A 17,758-nucleotide genomic window follows, 5' to 3' on the forward strand; every position below is an offset into this window, starting at 1 on the left:
ATCTACCTGATGAGAAGAACCTGTCCTTTTTGATCGTGTTCATACCCCTGAATATCGAAATAATGTGAAATCCATACATAATTCCCCATTGGCGCAGGTTCGCCTTTTTTTGTTGTTCCGTCCCAGGTGTTATCCGGTGTGTCCGATTCGAAAATCAGTTGTCCCCAACGGTCAAATACCTGCAAATTAAACCGATCAACATCAGCACCTAATCCAACGGGCATAAAAGTGCGGTTTTCAGGAATCTCGCTGTCGGGCCGGAATGCATTGGGTGTATGAACCGAGAACGGAAGAATCGTTATCAAAAATTCGGAAGTGTCTTTACATCCAAAATCCGATTCAGAAATTAATTGCGCAAGGTATTCTCCAAGCTCTGTATACCGATGGGTGGGATTTTCTTCAGATGAAGTAACCAAATCACCAAAATCCCAAGCAGAATAGTCAGCTGAAAGAGAGTGATTCGTGAACGAAATATCGGCATGTTCCAGCAGTGCAACCGGATAATCAACCTCAAAATCTGCTACCGGTTTTGGATGAACCCATATCCAGTTTTCCTTTAAAAGACTATCAGAACAACCGGTTTCCAGGGAATTGGCAATTAAAGAAACATCCATTCTGCCCGAATCGGGAAAGAGATAGTAAACAGAATTGCCTTGCGGGTAGGGTAATGAGTCAGTAACCCAGAAAAATTCCAGGTTATCATCCTGCGATTCAACAAAAACCTCGGTATGGAATGGCTGGCAACCTTCCAATTCGTCGGTGTTAAAATCAAAATGAGGCTTTCGTTTTAAGGTAACTTCACTTGGCTGGCTAAAACATCCGTATTCTTCAACAAGCAGTTTGGCAGTACCAAAAGGTTCATCTAGTATAATTGTTATCGAGTCGTTCCCGCTGCCTGATTGGTGTGCACCTTCAAAATCCCAGTGACAGATTGACGCGTCGATATTGTTTGCATAAATAAGCTTTGCCGAATCCTCATAACAAAGAGAAACATCTGCCTCAATCGTTGCTTCAGGTGTCGGAAATATCTTTATCATGCTGTCAATTTCAAATCCAATCTGGCAGCCTGACAATGTATTTGTGATTAATAGGCTTACATCGTAAAATCCGGTTTCTGAATAAAAATGGGAAACGTCTTTATCGTTACTTAACGGCGAATTATCGCCAAAATCCCATTCAAACAGAAGTGCATCTTCCACTTTTAATTCTCCGCTAAAATAAACAGTCAGCGAATCGCAACCACGGGCTTTCTCAGTTTTTAAAGTAAAATCGGGATTAGCTCCTAACAGGGAGGATGTAGTATCGCTCCAGCATCCATTTTCTTCGACGTGGAGCGAAAGATACGGGTTGGTATTGAAGGCCCCGATTGAAACGATGAAATTATCCCAGTCAAGAGAATCAATAACTTTAGCCCCTCCGTAATCCCAGTACAAGTTTGCATCCTGAGTGGCATTTCCATTGTATTTTACCTCGCGCGAATATCCTTTGCACTTGTCTTCAGGATTGTCAACAAATTTAAATTCGGATGTTGGTACGGGATGAAAAGCTACTTCGAAGGTGTCCGATTTTAGACATCCATCAGAAGTTGTAAGTTCATAAAAGATAGAGTAGACTCCCCAATCCTGCACTTCAATATCAGCGCTTTTGTGCTGGCGATTTGTGAAACTAACTCCGGGTTTGTTTGATTTCCATTCAAAACTTCCGGCATAATTCCATAAGTCTTCAGCAACACCACTTATGGAAACATCAAGATGAGTGTGTTTTGCTCCGCAAATTAATTCTGTTCCAGTAATATTTAACTGTGGTGTTGGAAAAACAACAAGATTCATTGTGTCGCGAGCCTTGCAACTGTATTTGTCATATACTGTTAATCGGTATTCACCGGTCTGGTTGGCAGTAATCGATTGAGTTGTGGAAATGGTATCGTTATTTAAATCTTGCCACACGTATTTTTGATAACCTTCGTTGCCATCAAGCTGTATCGAGTAAGGGAAACAACCTTCATCATAATCTATCGGCAATTGTGCTGATGGCTGACTGACATATACATAGATGGAATCTTCCAGTTGGCAGTCGTCGATAGTGGTGGTTTTCACTTTGTATTTTCCGGCAGAATTTACGATAAGCGTTTGTGCAGAGTCTCCGGTGTTCCAGGTATATGTATCAAAGTAGGGACCGGCATCCAGCATAATTTCATCGCCAAGGCAAAGCAAAAGGGTATCGCCTGTAAAGTCAATGCTTTCTCCCAGGTCTAATACAAGATCAAGGTTAAAACCAACACCATATCCATACGATTCAACACCACCGAAACCATATACATAGGCCAGAAATCCACGATCTTCATTTATGTTATAAATTCGGTAGGTCCCATCAGATATTTCTTTTTGTGCATACGAATAATTGCCTTCGGGAAAAGGTTGAAATTCACCGGATATTGGTGCACCATTAAACCGGATGTTGTCGATTTCGCTTGTTAAGGTTACAATGTTTACGTAGTATTTTTGAATCTGATCGGAATCGTAGGCAACAAAGGTTACATCGTTTTTCGATTGCGTTGTGGAACTTAATATGATCATAAACGGATCTCCGTTTCCTCCCGTAAAATCCCGGTCGACTGATTGTGACTGGCTATACTGCGCGACCAGAATTGGACGATCGGAATAAATACGTGACGGCTCGTTATGATAAAGCACGATTTCTGCGTACTCGCCCCGGTTTAAGGTAATCGGAGATCGGTTGGTTATATTTACAACAGTATTGTTATAAGCGGCCATAATTCTGTACCTGTCCTGTTCGCGCGATTTTAATGGAACAGCCAAAAATTCCCTGCCCCAGGCATGAATGGGAGGTATTTGTTCATACAGATGATCCCAGGCTGATGTCCCCGAAGTGGCAGGCACAGTGGTGCCCAAAGAGCCGGAATAGAAGGCAATTGGTTTGTCAGACGCAATGTAGCTGCCGGTTAAATCGCCCTGGTTCACCGTTGAACTGTTATCAACATTTTTAGATTGCACCTGGTATACTTCTCCTTTATTTAAGGTGATGTTGACGGTATCTCCGGCCGCTACTTTCTGATCGGTTTCTTTTGATGGAATAATAAGTACATGAGTAGAATCTTCGTTTGCTACCATCAGAAACTGACTGTTTCTTCCATTTCCATACCCTCCACTATTGTTTTCGTGTATGCGAACGTCATAACACATGGCAAAATATTCCGTTCCCAGTGATTCTGTTGGGAAAATAACAGCAACATCTGCCGAGTTGGCATCCCAGTTTAGTGCATAAACATTAACCGGTTTTTCCGAAACTAAATGAATTCCTTTGCTTTGAATTTGTTCCGAACCGGTTGCTTCAACCATAGACCAGGGAATGGTAACCTGAACTGAGCTATTGGAATTGATTGAGTAAGTCCCGTTAAAGGGAATTTCGTCTTTGCCTATTGTAACGTTGAATGTGGTGGCTTCACGAGCGGTAACTGTTATTTCCAAATAATGACCACTATGGTAATTCCTACTTTCCATAAATCCAAACCAGAAATCAGTTCCTTCTGTTGACTTCCTGCAAGGATTCGAATACTGCGCTGCCAGATTCAGAATTGTTACCTGAAACAGCAGTATAAAAATTAGTTTTTTAGCCATACTTTATTCGAGGCTAAATCTAATTATTAAAAACAAAAAAACCGCACAATTTAATTGCGCGGTTTTAGTATTTCAAAACTCTTTACGAGTTATTTTGTCGGTTTAATTTCAATCATCAAATGGCGGTTAGGAATAACCTCGCCCTTTTTAACGTGAATTTTTACAATCTCTCCATCAAAAGGCATTCTTACCTGGTTTTCCATTTTCATGGCCTCAAGTAGTAGAAGTGTTTCCCCTTCTTTCACCTTTTGTTTGGTTTTCACAAAAAGATCGATGATTGTACCCGGAATAAATGAATAAAGTTCATTCGGATCCGGAGTTACATATTTAACCCTGTTCTCAAACCTTTTGGTATAGGTTGTTTTGTAAACAGCCCCTTGGATAACAAGGTTTTTAAGCTCTTTTTCTTCTGCCATAATGCAATTCGTTTAGTGGTTTAAAACGGAGGAATTCCATGCTTTTTAGCTGGCATTGAAGCGCTCTTGTTTTCAGAAACCTGCAGAGCATGCAATATGCGCGCACGTGTTTCGCTTGGCTCGATTACCTCGTCGATATAGCCCTGTGCTGCAGCTACATATGGATTGGCAAACTTCTCTTTGTACTCCTCTATTTTTTGTTGGCGCATTTCTTCCGGATTCTCGGCTTCAGCAATTTCTTTACGGAAAACGATGTTCGCAGCACCTTCCGGTCCCATAACTGCGATTTCGGCTGTTGGCCATGCAAAAACAAAGTCGGCACGCAGGTGACGCGAGTTCATGGCAATGTACCCACCACCATAAGCTTTGCGCACAATAACGGTTATTTTTGGAACTGTAGCTTCGCTGTATGCATAAAGAATTTTTGCACCATGACGAATTACTCCGGCATGCTCCTGGTCAACTCCTGGCAGGTAGCCAGGCAGGTCTTCCATAGTAACAATAGGAATGTTAAAAGCATCGCAGTAACGGATAAAACGAGCCGCTTTGTCCGAGCTGTCAATATCAAGCACTCCCGCAAGTACCATTGGCTGGTTGGCAACAAAACCAACAGTTTCGCCATTCATGCGACCAAAACCAACGATGATGTTTGGCGCAAAACGCTCCATAACCTCAAAGAATTCAGAACCATCGGTGATGCTTTTTAGTACATCGCGCATATCGTAAGGAATTCTTGGATCAGCAGGAACAATATCTTCAACCTTAACTCCTTTTAACGGAGCTTTTGGTTTATGTGGCAATGCTTTTTTCAGGTTACTACGTGGAATAAAGCTGATCAGCGTTTTTATCTGATCAAAACATTCCATTTCAGTTTCGGCATAGAAATGAGCATTTCCGGTAACTTCGGCGTGTACTTTGGCACCACCCAGTTCTTCCATCGAAACTTCTTCACCTAAAACTGATTTAACCACTGATGGTCCGGTAATAAACATTTTCGAAATGTTTTCTACCACGAAAACAAAGTCGGTAAGTGCAGGCGAATAAACCGCTCCACCGGCGCAAGGGCCAAGAATTACCGAGATTTGTGGAATAACACCTGAAGCCAGTGTATTACGGAAGAAAATCTCTCCGTAACCGGCCAGTGAGTTAACACCTTCCTGGATACGCGCACCACCCGAGTCGTTAATACCAATTAACGGAACACGCATTTTCAAGGCATGGTCCATAATTTTCGTGATTTTACGCGCGTGCATCAAACCCAAAGAACCACCGGCAACGGTAAAGTCCTGGGCAAAAATACAAACCGGTTTGTCGTATATCGTACCGGTACCGATAATAACACCGTCCCCATGTAAGGTTTTACCTTCCATGCCAAAATCTTTGGCGGCGTGCTCTACAAATAAGTCGTATTCGTGAAATGAGTTTTTATCTAACAAGGCCAGGATACGTTCACGGGCTGTGAGCTTACCCATTTTTACCTGTTTCTCAATGGCTTTATCTCCACCACCTTTTTGTACTTCTTTCTTTCTTTTACGAAGATCGAGTACGTTACTTCTTAGTGACATAAAGTATTTTTTTAGTTATAAATTTCCCGGTAGCAGACCGGTGTTATTTTTATTTAGCGTGGGCAAAATTATAATTTTTTTTAATTGCCATGGGCTAATGTATTCATGTACTACGGAAATTAACCAACATAGGTTCAAACCCTTCGAATTATTGTATTGGATGTTTGAAAAATTGCAGGATTTGTGAGATGGCAGAAGTCGTTTGGTCACTATTTGGCATTCAGTGGCGGTATCCAGTAATCAGTATCCATTTCCTATCGGGCTGCCCAACGGTAAACGAGCAATGCAAGTACGGCATATATCAGATTCGGGAGCCAGATGGCAAACATTATTGGTACGGTTCCACTAACGGCAAATACAGTTGAAATTTGCATAAACAGAATGTAGGAGAAAGCCAGAAGCAGCCCCAGCCCTATGTGCAGACCCAGTCCTCCTTTTACTTTGCGCGATGCCAATCCGGCGCCAATAAGTGTTAAAATAAATGCTGCAAACGGATTCGCAATGCGTTTATGTTTTTCAATTTCCCATTCGATAGTGTTTACTCCACGCATCTTCATTAATTTAATTTCTTTCAGAAGTGCAGGTGTGGTAAAGGTTTCCATTTCGTTGCTCAGGCGTTGAAAATCGCCCGGAACCATATTTAGTGTGGTGTCCATCACGTAGCCTTTTTCGAAAGTCTCATGATCCTCAAAAATATTTCGTTTCCAATATGAATTGATTATCCATTTTTCTGTTTTTTCATCCCAACGAATGTTTGTCGCAGTAAGTTTTTCTTTTAGTTCTGAATCTTCAAAACGCTCTAAAGTAAAACGCATCCCTACATTGTTGGCATTAAAACTTTGCATATAAATGTAGGTGCCGGGTTCGATTTGCCGATGAATATTTCTTTCAACACCCACCGATTTACTTCTGATATAATTGTGTCTGAAATTGTTCATGGTTTTATTAGCGGGCGGAATAACATAGTTGCCCAGCATAAACGAAAACAGTGCAATTACAAGAGCCGATACCAGGTAAGGCCGCATTAAACGGCTATAGGAAACACCGTTGCTTAAAATGGCAATAATCTCGGTATTGTAGGTCATTTTCGAGGTAAAGTAAATTACCGCGATAAAGGTAAACAGCGGACTGAACAGGTTGGCAAAATAGGGGATAAAGTTCATGTAATAGTCAAAAACAATATCCTTAATCGGAATTTCCTTCGAAAGAAATTCGTCGAGGTTTTCCGAAATATCGAAAACAATGGCGATACTTAAAATCAGACCAATGGCATAAAAGAAAGTTCCCAGGAACTTTTTCGAAATGTAAAAATCTATTGTTTTATACCACTTCATTTTTTTTACAGTCTTTCTTTTAGTTTTAATACCATTTCGTTTTTCCAGCTTACAAAATCGCCGCTTTGTATTTTCTGGCGGGCTGTTTTTACCAGCCAGAGGTAAAATGCCAGGTTATGCTGACTTGCAATTTGCGCACCCAACATTTCGTTCGAAATTATAAGGTGACGAAGATAAGCTTTTGAATACTGGTCGACAAACGATGTCCCGTTTTCATCGATGGGAGAGTGATCGTTTTCCCATTTTTTATTGCGGATGTTTATGATTCCTTCACTGGTAAACAACATGCCGTTGCGTCCGTTTCTGGTGGGCATCACACAATCAAACATGTCAATTCCCCGGTGAATGCCTTCCAGAATATTTACCGGTGTGCCAACACCCATCAAATAACGCGGTTTGTTTTCAGGAAGATCGGCGGTGCAAACTTCCGTCATTTCGTACATCTCCTGTTCCGTTTCGCCAACCGACAAACCTCCGATTGCATAACCATCGGCATCAAACGTTTTTACGTTGGCAACGGCAGCTTTTCGCAAATCGGTAAATGTATTTCCCTGAACAATGGGAAACAAGGTTTGCGAATAACCATATTTTGGTTCGGTACTGTTAAACTGTTTAAAACACCGCTCCAACCAGCGTTGAGTCAGCTCAAGCGACTTTTTTGCATAATTGTAATCGGCATCACCCGGAGTACACTCATCAAAAGCCATAATAATATCGGCGCCAATGGTACGCTGAATATCCATCACATTTTCGGGCGTAAACATATGGTACGATCCATCTATATGCGACTGAAAACGCGCTCCCTCTTCACTGAGTTTGCGGATATCGCCCAGCGAAAAAACCTGGAAACCTCCGCTGTCGGTTAAAATAGGGCGGTCCCAGCGATTGAATTTGTGCAGACCACCTGCTTTTTCAATCACATCAATTCCGGGGCGTAAATACAAATGGTAGGTATTCCCCAATATAATCTGGGCATTAATATCCTCTTTTATATCGCGGGTGTGAATTCCTTTTACCGATCCGGCTGTTCCAACCGGCATAAATATTGGCGTTTCAATTGTTCCGTTGTCGGTAGTAATTACACCGGCCCGGGCACGTGAGTTATCTGTTGTTTTCTGTAATTCGAATTGCATTTGTGTAAAATTGCGTGGCAAATATAGCTATTTCACCCGAATTGAACTTATTATAAACCCGCCAGAGGCTGTTAATAAAAACTAATTACTGTAAACAAAATCGAACGCTCAAAAGAAATTGGTATGGGTAATTTTGCTACTATTGCTTAGTTTTTAATACCGAATTTTCTTCTTTTTATGATCCGGGAGTTGTTGGATACTTTTAATGCCTTAACAACTATACAGTTGGTGGTGGTTGTGGCGGTTGCTTTATTGTGGCTGTTGCGGCTTTTGTATTTGCTTTTTTTCCCGCTGCGGGTGCTTGTTAAAATGAGAACAAAACCACTTGCTACGGAAAAAGCACCGCTATCGGTATTAATGGTAGTGCGAAATGAAGAAGAAAATTGCCGCGAAACTTTACCGCGACTGCTGAATTTGGAAAATCCGGATATGGAAGTTGTGGTTATCGACGACTATTCGCAGGACAATACTTTGTCGGTACTGGGCTTGTTAAAGCAGCGCTACCAGCGCATGAAGCTTTCTTCTCTGAGCCAGGAAACACGCTATTCAGAAAAACTAGCACAAAATATTGCCTTAAAATCGGCCGAAAAGGATTGGGTACTGTTGTACCCGGTAAGTGCACAAAATCCATCGCAGGATTGGTTGAACGAAATTGGTAAAACCGTGGCCGATCAGGTAGTTGTAAAAGTAGCTTATACCACTGTTGCAGCCAACAACAACCGGTTTAATAAATTTTACCGCATCGAGAATTTCTTTCAACAGGTGAGAAGTGCTTCGTACTCGCTAAACGGATTAGCCTTTGTTTATAAAGAGGAAAATGTGGCGTTTAAAAAAGCAGAATACTTTAAACTGGGCGGTTTTGGCCTTAAAGTGCAGGAACCTTATGCCAACCTCGAGCTGGTAATAAACCGTTTTATCCGAAAAAAGAATGTTAAGTTCTGTTTTAATGACAAGAGCATTCTTACCAAACAGGTTGCTGCCGGCCTTTCAGAGTTTAAAGATTTGGTTCGAAAAAGCATTCGTATTGAGAAGCATCTGAGTAAATGGAAACAGTTTGTTTTGCTACTCGACAGGTTAACACAGGTGTTTTATCCACTTTCTCTTGCATTGGTTTTGCTTGTTGCATTCAAGCTATGGCCCATTATTGCAGCGCTGGTAGTGGTTAAGTTGCTGGTTTTCATGGTTATCATAAAAATATTGCAGAATCGTTTGAATGAACGTAAATTATTCATAACTTCGTTAGTGTTCAGTTTTATAATGCCTTTTTATAAACTTTTTTTCAGGTGGAGCTTTAACAGGCAAAGTCAGAATCACAAATGGAAAAACAGGGGGTAATACTATCGGAAAAAGCGCGGCAGGACTACGAGCTTGTAAAAGCAGCGTTAGCCGGCGATGATAAAGCTTTTGCCCGATTGTTAAACCGATACAAAGACGCCATTTATTTTATGCTGCTTAAAATGGTGAATAACCGCAGTGATGCCGAAGACCTGACACTTGAAGCATTCGGAAAGGCATTCAAAAGTCTTCACCAATACTCGCCAACTTACGCATTCAGCACCTGGTTGTTTAAAATTGCATCGAACAATTGCATTGATTTCTTGCGAAAGAAAAAAGGAGTGCATGTGCCCATAGAAAACAACGGGCAGGATGATAACAGCGAAACCATAAAACTTCGGTCGAAAGATCCCGATCCGGAAGAAAAGCTGATCCGTCAGCAGAAGGCTATTTTACTGCGGCGCGTGGTACGAAAGTTAAAGCCGCGTTATCAAATTCTGGTCGAACTTCGTTATTTCAGAGAGTTTTCGTACGAAGAAATCGCAAAAGAGTTAGATTTGCCGCTCGGAACAGTTAAAGCACAGCTTTTCAGAGCTCGCGAAATGCTGTTTAAAATGATTGAAAGCACCGAGATCGGACGAAAAGATTAACTTTTGTATGGATTTAATTCTAAAGTATTTTCCCCACTTAACCGAAACCCAAATCGAACAGTTTAAACAATTGGAGCCGTTGTATGCCGATTGGAATGCAAAAATAAATGTGATTTCCAGAAAAGACTTTTCTGAGTTTTACGAGCGTCATGTGTTGCATTCTTTAGGTATAGCCAAGTTTATACGTTTCAACGATAAAACAAAAGTACTGGATGTAGGCACCGGCGGTGGTTTCCCCGGAATTCCGCTGGCAATTATGTTTCCTGGGGTACAGTTTCACCTGGTTGATTCGATCGGGAAAAAGATAAAAGTGGTAAACGGGGTTGCCCAATCGCTGGGATTAAAAAATGTGCGTGCCGATCAGGTTCGTGCCGAAGAGCTAAAAGAAAAGTACGATTTTGTAGTGAGCCGCGCCGTTACACGTTTGCCCGATTTTGTAAAGTGGATCAGAACAAACATCTCGAAGAAACAACAAAATGCGCTGCCCAACGGAGTAATTTATTTAAAAGGCGGTGATCTTACTGCAGAGGTAAAACCTTTCGGAAAACGAATATTTCTGCAAGATTTGTCGCAATATTTCGAAGAACCTTTTTTCGAAACGAAGAAAGTATTGCATTTGCCAATATAAAAGATTCAATGGCTCTGGCTGATATAAAGAGGATGGATCGTTGAACGACCATTACCCTCTCTCTTATCTCTCCCTTCGGAGAAGGGAAAGACGATAGTCCTTTATAAGTAAATACACTGGTGAATAATTGGTGAAAATTTGCGGTTAATCACAAAACAATCGTCCTTCCTTTTTTAAGGGAAGGACAAGAGGATGGGTAGGATTTTATTTTTGTTGAAGAACCATGATAAAAAGGGAAAGCCGGTTTGAATCAACAAGCCGGCTTTCTATTTATACTTAATCAATAATCTTTTATTCTTTCTACATGTATTCGTCGCCAAATGAGACACCCATTTTCCGTGCTTTTTCAATTAGTCCTAAATTCGGTTCAACCAATCTCAATTTGCCACCAACCTCCTCTAGCGGGACGGTTGTTAAATCGTTGTTTTTTACAGCGACCATGGTTCCAAAATTTTCGTTGGCTATACATTGGGCTGCAAAAGCTCCGTAGCGAGTGGCCAAAATCCGGTCCATTGGAGTTGGCGAACCACCGCGCTGAATGTAACCTAAAACCGTTTCGCGGGTTTCAATGCCGGTGTAGGTTTGAATAGCCTGTGCAATATGTGTTGCTGCTGAAACTTCTTTCGGATGATCGATTCCTTCGGCAACTACAACAATTGAGTACGGTTTGTTGCTCTCAAAACGGCTTTCAATTTTTTTGCAAACCGAGCGGATGTTGTACTCCAGCTCAGGAAGCAAAATAATATCGCCACCACCTGCAAGTCCTGAATACAATGCCAGCCAACCGGCGTGGTGTCCCATAATTTCAATAATCATTACGCGCTGGTGCGAGTTAGCTGTGGTGTGCAATCGGTCGATGGCGTCGGTGGCAATTTGCACTGCCGAATCGAAACCGAAAGTTACATCGGTACCCCAAACATCGTTATCAATGGTTTTCGGGATTCCAACCACATTCATGCCTTCCTGTGCCAAAAGGCTTGCAGTTTTCATGGTTCCGTTACCACCTATACAAACTAAAGCATCAAGGCCTAGCTTTTTATAGTTCTTCATTATTTTGTGCGGTTTGTCCTCTGCATCTTTTCCGTTTTTATTCCCTTTGTAGGGCTTTTCGCGCGAGGTTCCCAGAATAGTTCCGCCAAGCGTAAGAATGCCCGAGAGTGCCGATTCTTTCAACTCGATGTAATCGCCGTTTATTAAACCTGAGTAGCCGGCATTAAAGCCCAACACCTCCATTCCGTATTCAACTATCGCTGTTTTTCCAACGCCCCTTATTGCTGCATTCAGTCCCGGACAATCGCCCCCTGCAGTCAAAATACCAATTCTCTTTGGCTTTGCTGAAGTACTCATATCAACTAATTTTTAATCAACTTAATCTTTTAATTAACCGAATTTACAAAAGAACTTTATAAAACCGACGTTAAAAGCCCGTTAAATACAGTATTTCATGATTTCTTTTTTATACGTGGAAAAATAACGTTCTAACTATTTTTGTACATTCGCACGTCGTTTGAAAAATGGCATTTTAATCTTTAACCAATTAAATGTAATAGAAATGAGAAAGTTTTTTTCACTTTTAATGGCTACTGCCTTTGTGTTTTCTATCTCGTGTAAGAGTACAAAAACAGGAGGTTCGGCCGGTTTAAATCAATTAACAAAAAAAGAAAAAGAAGAAGGTTGGGTATTGCTTTTTGATGGCAAAACCAGCGAAGGATGGCGTGGTAACAACAAAGACCATTTCCCAACAGGATGGCAGGTTGTTGACGGAACTTTACACTGCAAAAAATCAGGTCAGGGCGAAGCCGGATCGCGCGATGGTGGCGATATTATCACTACCAAAGAGTATTCTAACTTTCATTTGAAACTGGAATGGAAACTTGCTGAAGGTGGTAACTCAGGTATTTTTTACTTAGGAAAAGAGCACGAAGGATGGCCAATTTATAAAACGGCCCCTGAAATGCAGGTGTTAGACAACGAGCGTCACCCTGATGCTTTGTTAGGAAAAAATGGTAACCGCAAAGCCGGTTCGCTGTACGACCTGATTCCTGCAAAACCACAAAATGCAAAACCTGCAGGCGAATGGAATACCGTAGAAATTATTTGCTATAAAGGTACTGTTGTGCACAAGCAAAATGGCGAAACTGTTGTTGAGTACCACCTGTGGACTGATGACTGGAAAGAGCTGGTTGCCGGATCGAAATTCCCGGGATTAAATCCTGACTGGGCAAATGTGGCCAAAGAAGGTGTTATTGCTTTGCAAGACCACGGCGACGATGTGTGGTTCCGCAACATCAAAATTAAAGAAATGAATTATTAAGCTTTCAAGCTGATAACGATAGGCCCGGTAGTTTTTCTGCCGGGCTTTTTTGTTTTTTAGCTGCGAGTTTCAAACAAACAGTCATTAGCCACAAGCTACAGGCTTGCGCAGATAGAAGGCCAATACCAATACCTGATGATCAAATTCCAATATTGTATTTAAATATTTGAATACACCTGTTTTGGAGCACTCCATAATAGATATATTCTATGGGATAATAATTATGGAGTGGGACATACCTAGTATGACCAGGGGCAGAATGAATATGGAATAGGTCAAAATAGTTATGGAAGGATCCATGATAGATATTTCCTATGGGATAATAACTATGGAGTGGGACATATCTATTATGACCAAGGTCAGAATGATTATGGAATTGGTCAGAATGATTCAGGAGTCTGTATGAATAAGAAGCAAGTCAGTTCAATTTCCAGTGCAGAACACATTCATTTCTAATCTTTACCCCTTATCTTGTCAGGACCTCCTCTTAAAGCTAACCTTTATACACAAATATTTTTCTAATAATTTCTGTAAGAGGAATTCTAAATGAGGCGCATGCTAGGTTTCATTTTCAATTGACTTTTCTATTTGCGCCTTTGTTATTACTTCTCATTAACCCCGGGCGGCACTTTCCCGATGAATCGGGAGTTTGCCCGGGGCTGAATTAATACGGACTTTCAGCCCGATATTTTATTTGATTAAAAGAATAAGCGCTGAAAGTGCTTAATATTTAAGCCCAGGGCAAAGTAATTCAACGAATTACGTCGCCCTGGGTCATGATGATATGATTTGAATCGTCCGGCGAAAGAAAATGATCGAAGCTAATTGGTACTCCCGGACGAAATTTAAATAAGAAAAAGATGTGTATAAAGGGTAGCTCGTAAAGGGAGCGAGCACTGAATATAGGTTCGGCTTTTCATCAAACCTTCTTACTTCGCTTTGTAGAACTTTTCCCTCGCGAGGGGAAATGGCTACAGCCAAAGGGGTAATGTTAATTTCTGGTTTTTGCGATATCAAATTCAAAATTCAATGGCTAATGACCAGTGACCGATGCCTATAAAACTATCCTTCAACTCCGCTCAGTGTCTTCTAGCTCGCGGCTAGTGGCTCGTAGCTAGTTATTCCGGATTATACCCCGAATCGTTCAAAATCTGCTGAAAATCGTAATTGGCCATTAGTTCAGGCACGGTTACCTCAGGGTGTTTTTTCATGTATTGTCGTACAATCTGCCAGCCAATCCACACGCCGGTTCTTCCGGGCGAATCGAGCGGAAAGCCGCTGGTTGATGGTGCCGGATTAATGTAGCGGATAATATTCATCCGTTTGCTATTGTACAACAATTCGTGCTCAATAAGGTAAGTCCACATTTGCGGTTCGTTCATTTGGCACCACTCCAATTGTTGTGTGGTGTAGCCAATTTTTAACGAGTCTTCCATATCGGGCAGTATGGCGTCAACCAGGTACATCAATTTTCCTTTTTCAACCATATTTCCCAGCAGATTGGTCGCGCGGTCTTCGTGCTCAAATTCGGTAATTGCCCAGGCAAATGCCACGTCCGACAAAATTTTGTCCTTGTGCATGTTTTGTGCTTTATACTGAGGCGTAGTTTGTAATTGCTCGTAGTACTTACAATCGCGCCCCAGGTATTTGTCGAGGCTTATTCCAATAATATTTTCAGCCGTAACCACCGATTGGTTAAATCCCGAAATATAAGTGTAAATCGTCGGCAGTTCTTTCTCCGGGAAATGGTAGCTGTAATACTTAAATGCTTTTGTCAAACCTTTTTCAAGTTTTGTAAGGTTGGGGAACACCGAGTCGGTTTTTAGTTTTACGTCCATAATCAGGCTGTCGGTTAAAAACAAGCTCATCATGTGCTGAAAATCTTCGTCGCCAATTCCGCCCACCTGAATAACGCGATAAGTGTACAAATTAAAAAAATCGGGGTAGGCGTTGCTCAGTTCCGTTATTGTTTCCAGCGTGTCTTTTCCTTCAAGGTTAAAAAGCTGCTCGCCAAACCGCACCACTTCAACCTCTTTGTCAACATCAGAAATATTTACTTTTAAGGGATTTCGTTTACATGAAAAGAAAATCAGGGCAATAACGCCCATAAAAACCACTGCTTTTGTCCACTTCATTTTACAAGAAATTTAAATCATTACGCTTACACTTCTTATTTATTGCAAAACTGAACTAAAAATTGGAGATTTGCAATCGTCATTCTATTTAAACAAACTTCGGATTTCGCACTTCGGTCTTCCGGCTAATATAGAAAAATGAAAGTTGCACTGGCACAGTTAAATTATACCATCGGCGATTTTGAAGGAAACGCGTCGAAGATTATTGCAGAGATCAACCGCCTGAAACAAGCGAACGTTGATTTGGTTGTTTTTTCCGAATTGTCGGTAACGGGATATTACCCGCACGATTTGCTGGAGAAAAAGGAGTTTATTGCAAAAGCCGATGATGCTGTTGCCGAAATAGCTAAACACTGCCAGGGAATTGCAGCTTTGGTTGGTGCGCCTCGAATAAACCAGCACGAGCGTGGTAAAACGCTTTTTAATTCGGCGCTGTTTCTGGCCGATGGAGAAATTAAAAGCAGCCACAACAAAACGCTGCTGCCTACCTACGATATTTTTGATGAGTACCGCCACTTTGAGCCGAACCGTGAGTTTAGCCTGGTAGAATACAAAGGCGAAAAGATTGCCGTTACCATTTGTGAAGACCTGTGGGACGAGCAACCAACGGCCAACGAATTTGGCAAAGACAAGCTTTACTCAATATCGCCAATGGAGGAACTGGCAAAGCTAAAACCCGATTTTGTGGTCAACCTTTCGGCATCGCCATTTTCGTACAACCAGGAAGGCTGGCGCAAGAATGTATTGATAACAAAAGCAAAAAAATACGGCGTACCTATTTTGTATTGTAACCAGGTGGGTGCACAAACCGAGTTGGTTTTTGATGGCGGATCGGTGTACATTGATGCCAGCGGCGAGATTGTAAAAGAACTGAAATATTTCGAGGAGGATTGCCTCGTTCTGGATACCACGTCGCTGGGCGAAAAAGCGCTGCAACCAAAAGTTGATTACATCGAAAAAATACACGATGCGTTGGTACTGGGTATCCGCGATTATTTTAAAAAGATGGGCTTTAAACAAGCTACGCTGGGTTTGTCGGGCGGAATTGATTCGGCAGTAACCGTTGTACTTGCCGTTCGTGCTTTGGGTGCCGAAAATGTACGCGTGTTGTTAATGCCATCAAAATATTCGTCGGACCATAGTGTAAACGATGCCCGCGAGCTGGCTGAAAATCTGGGAATTCGTTACGATGTGGTGAATATTCAGTCGGCAGTTGATCAGTTTGAATCGGCACTTTCTCCACTATTCGAAGGCCGCTCGCCCGATGTTACTGAAGAAAATATTCAGGCTCGTGCCCGCGGTATCTACATGATGGCAATTTCGAATAAATTTGGTCACATACTGTTAAACACCACAAACAAAAGCGAGTGTGCTGTTGGTTATGGTACACTCTACGGCGATATGAATGGCGGCCTGGCTGTGCTTGGCGATGTTTACAAACTGGATGTGTTTAAATTATCGCGGTTTATGAATAAAGACGGCGAGATAATTCCGGAGAATACCATTGTAAAACCACCATCAGCAGAGTTACGCCCTGATCAGAAAGATACCGATTCGTTGCCTGAATATGAAGATTTGGACACGATGCTTTTCAACTACATTGAGTTGAATAAATCGCCCAAAGAAATCGCTGCCTTGGGCTATGACGAGGCAGTGGTTCGAAGAGTGATAAGAATGGTGAACATGAATGAATATAAACGTTTTCAGGCAGCTCCGATTTTAAGAGTAAGTTCAAAAGCTTTTGGCTTCGGACGAAAAATGCCGCTGGTTGCCCGTTACTAGCCATGTGAATTTTTTATCAACCGTTTTCAGCCCAATTGTTGATGATATTATTCCGTTTTGAGGTAAAATAAACGTTAAAAAAGAATCAATTTTAACAATTTTTTTTAGCTTTGATGCTGTAAAACATACAGACGGGTATATGTTAAATTCAGATATTGGACTTCGAGACCTGGTTGACAATCAGAAATCAATTTTTTACTTGTTGGGGCAGGAAGATAAAGACGACTTGCAACACCATATTTCTCTTTCGCAGTACAAAAAGAATGAATTTATTTACAAAGAAGGAGATAAGCCGAATGGATTTTTGGTTTTGATTGATGGAAAGGTTAAGATTTTTAAAGAAGGCGTTGGTGGAAGAGAGCAGATTATTCGCATGACAAAACCACTTGGACTGATTGGTTACCGCGCTTTGCTTGCCGAGGAAACACATAACGGTTCGGCGGTAACTCTTGAAGAGTCGCTCGTTTGTACCATTGATCCCGACTTTATTTTTGAACGTGCCTTAAAAAATCCTGATTTTTCATTTAAGATTATCAGTAAACTTTCGAAAGAACTGGGTTTCTCCAATGCCCGAACTGTAACTTTAACACAAAAACATATTCGTGGTCGTTTGGCCGAATCATTGATTTTGCTGAAAGATAAATACGGTTTTGAAAACGACGGTACAACATTAAAAGCATTCTTGTCGCGCGAGGATATTGCCAACCTTTCGAATATGACCACATCAAATGCGATTCGTACTTTATCAACTTTTGCCAACGAAAAAGTAATTGCTATCGATGGCAGAAAAATTCGGATTTTGGATACCACCCGCCTGGAGCGCATCAGTAAATTAGGTTAATAGTTTTTATAAAAATATTGCGAGTGCCACTTGAGAAATCAGGTGGC

At 41.4% G+C, this 17,758-nt stretch carries 13 protein-coding genes; 6 read left to right on the forward strand and 7 right to left on the reverse strand.

Annotated elements, in window-relative coordinates:
• Nucleotides 1–2 precede the first annotated feature (2 nt).
• From LH29_RS17705 to tgt, 5 genes are all read right to left on the reverse strand, one after another.
• Complete coding sequence (locus tag LH29_RS17705; protein ID WP_045032353.1) at nucleotides 3–3,638, reverse strand: PKD domain-containing protein; 3,636 nt, start codon at nucleotides 3,636–3,638, stop codon at nucleotides 3–5.
• 89 nt (nucleotides 3,639–3,727) lie between these two features.
• The gene (locus LH29_RS17710; protein WP_045032355.1) at nucleotides 3,728–4,054 is read right to left on the reverse strand and encodes a biotin/lipoyl-containing protein; all 327 of its coding nucleotides are present in this window, start codon (nucleotides 4,052–4,054) and stop codon (nucleotides 3,728–3,730) included.
• A gap of 20 nt (nucleotides 4,055–4,074) precedes the next feature.
• On the reverse strand, nucleotides 4,075–5,619 hold the full coding sequence (locus LH29_RS17715) for an acyl-CoA carboxylase subunit beta (protein ID WP_045032357.1): 1,545 nt from the start codon (nucleotides 5,617–5,619) through the stop codon (nucleotides 4,075–4,077).
• Between the two features lie 254 nt (nucleotides 5,620–5,873).
• The gene (locus LH29_RS17720) at nucleotides 5,874–6,953 is read right to left on the reverse strand and encodes an LptF/LptG family permease (protein WP_052671062.1); all 1,080 of its coding nucleotides are present in this window, start codon (nucleotides 6,951–6,953) and stop codon (nucleotides 5,874–5,876) included.
• A gap of 5 nt (nucleotides 6,954–6,958) precedes the next feature.
• Nucleotides 6,959–8,086, reverse strand: coding sequence for a tRNA guanosine(34) transglycosylase Tgt (gene tgt, locus LH29_RS17725; protein ID WP_045032360.1), 1,128 nt, complete (start codon nucleotides 8,084–8,086; stop codon nucleotides 6,959–6,961).
• Between the two features lie 177 nt (nucleotides 8,087–8,263).
• On the opposite strand from tgt, the gene LH29_RS17730 reads away from it, so the two are divergent.
• Genes LH29_RS17730 through rsmG form a run of 3 tightly spaced genes read left to right on the forward strand, consistent with a single transcriptional unit; the run spans nucleotide 8,264 to nucleotide 10,639 of the window.
• The gene (locus LH29_RS17730; RefSeq protein WP_045032362.1) at nucleotides 8,264–9,421 is read left to right on the forward strand and encodes a glycosyltransferase; all 1,158 of its coding nucleotides are present in this window, start codon (nucleotides 8,264–8,266) and stop codon (nucleotides 9,419–9,421) included.
• Complete coding sequence (locus tag LH29_RS17735; protein WP_045032364.1) at nucleotides 9,403–10,011, forward strand: RNA polymerase sigma factor; 609 nt, start codon at nucleotides 9,403–9,405, stop codon at nucleotides 10,009–10,011. The genes LH29_RS17730 and LH29_RS17735 overlap by 19 nt, the downstream gene beginning before the upstream one ends.
• 7 nt (nucleotides 10,012–10,018) lie before the next feature.
• Nucleotides 10,019–10,639: a 16S rRNA (guanine(527)-N(7))-methyltransferase RsmG gene (gene rsmG / locus LH29_RS17740; RefSeq protein WP_045032366.1), complete on the forward strand. Its 621-nt coding sequence runs from the start codon at nucleotides 10,019–10,021 to the stop codon at nucleotides 10,637–10,639.
• 300 nt (nucleotides 10,640–10,939) lie between these two features.
• Here rsmG and LH29_RS17745 read toward each other — a convergent pair whose 3' ends face one another.
• Nucleotides 10,940–11,986 carry an ATP-dependent 6-phosphofructokinase gene (locus LH29_RS17745; RefSeq protein WP_045032368.1) on the reverse strand — a complete coding sequence of 349 codons (1,047 nt, stop codon included), beginning with the start codon at nucleotides 11,984–11,986 and terminating at the stop codon, nucleotides 10,940–10,942.
• Between the two features lie 205 nt (nucleotides 11,987–12,191).
• Here LH29_RS17745 and LH29_RS17750 point away from each other — a divergent pair, with 205 nt between their 5' ends.
• Nucleotides 12,192–12,953 (forward strand): 3-keto-disaccharide hydrolase, encoded by a 762-nt coding sequence (locus tag LH29_RS17750; RefSeq protein WP_045032369.1) that lies wholly within the window; start codon nucleotides 12,192–12,194, stop codon nucleotides 12,951–12,953.
• Nucleotides 12,954–14,071: 1,118 nt separating this feature from the next.
• Here LH29_RS17750 and gldB read toward each other — a convergent pair.
• Nucleotides 14,072–15,088 (reverse strand): gliding motility lipoprotein GldB, encoded by a 1,017-nt coding sequence (gene gldB / locus LH29_RS17755; RefSeq protein ID WP_045032371.1) that lies wholly within the window; start codon nucleotides 15,086–15,088, stop codon nucleotides 14,072–14,074.
• A gap of 138 nt (nucleotides 15,089–15,226) precedes the next feature.
• Here gldB and LH29_RS17760 point away from each other — a divergent pair, with 138 nt between their 5' ends.
• The gene (locus LH29_RS17760) at nucleotides 15,227–16,870 is read left to right on the forward strand and encodes an NAD+ synthase (protein WP_045032374.1); all 1,644 of its coding nucleotides are present in this window, start codon (nucleotides 15,227–15,229) and stop codon (nucleotides 16,868–16,870) included.
• A 139-nt stretch (nucleotides 16,871–17,009) separates the two neighbouring features.
• On the forward strand, nucleotides 17,010–17,711 hold the full coding sequence (locus LH29_RS17765; protein ID WP_045032375.1) for a Crp/Fnr family transcriptional regulator: 702 nt from the start codon (nucleotides 17,010–17,012) through the stop codon (nucleotides 17,709–17,711).
• The last annotated feature ends 47 nt before the right edge of the window (nucleotides 17,712–17,758 follow it).

Origin of the sequence: Draconibacterium sediminis (assembly GCF_000949475.1) — a bacterium.
Lineage (GTDB): Bacteria > Bacteroidota > Bacteroidia > Bacteroidales > Prolixibacteraceae > Draconibacterium > Draconibacterium sediminis.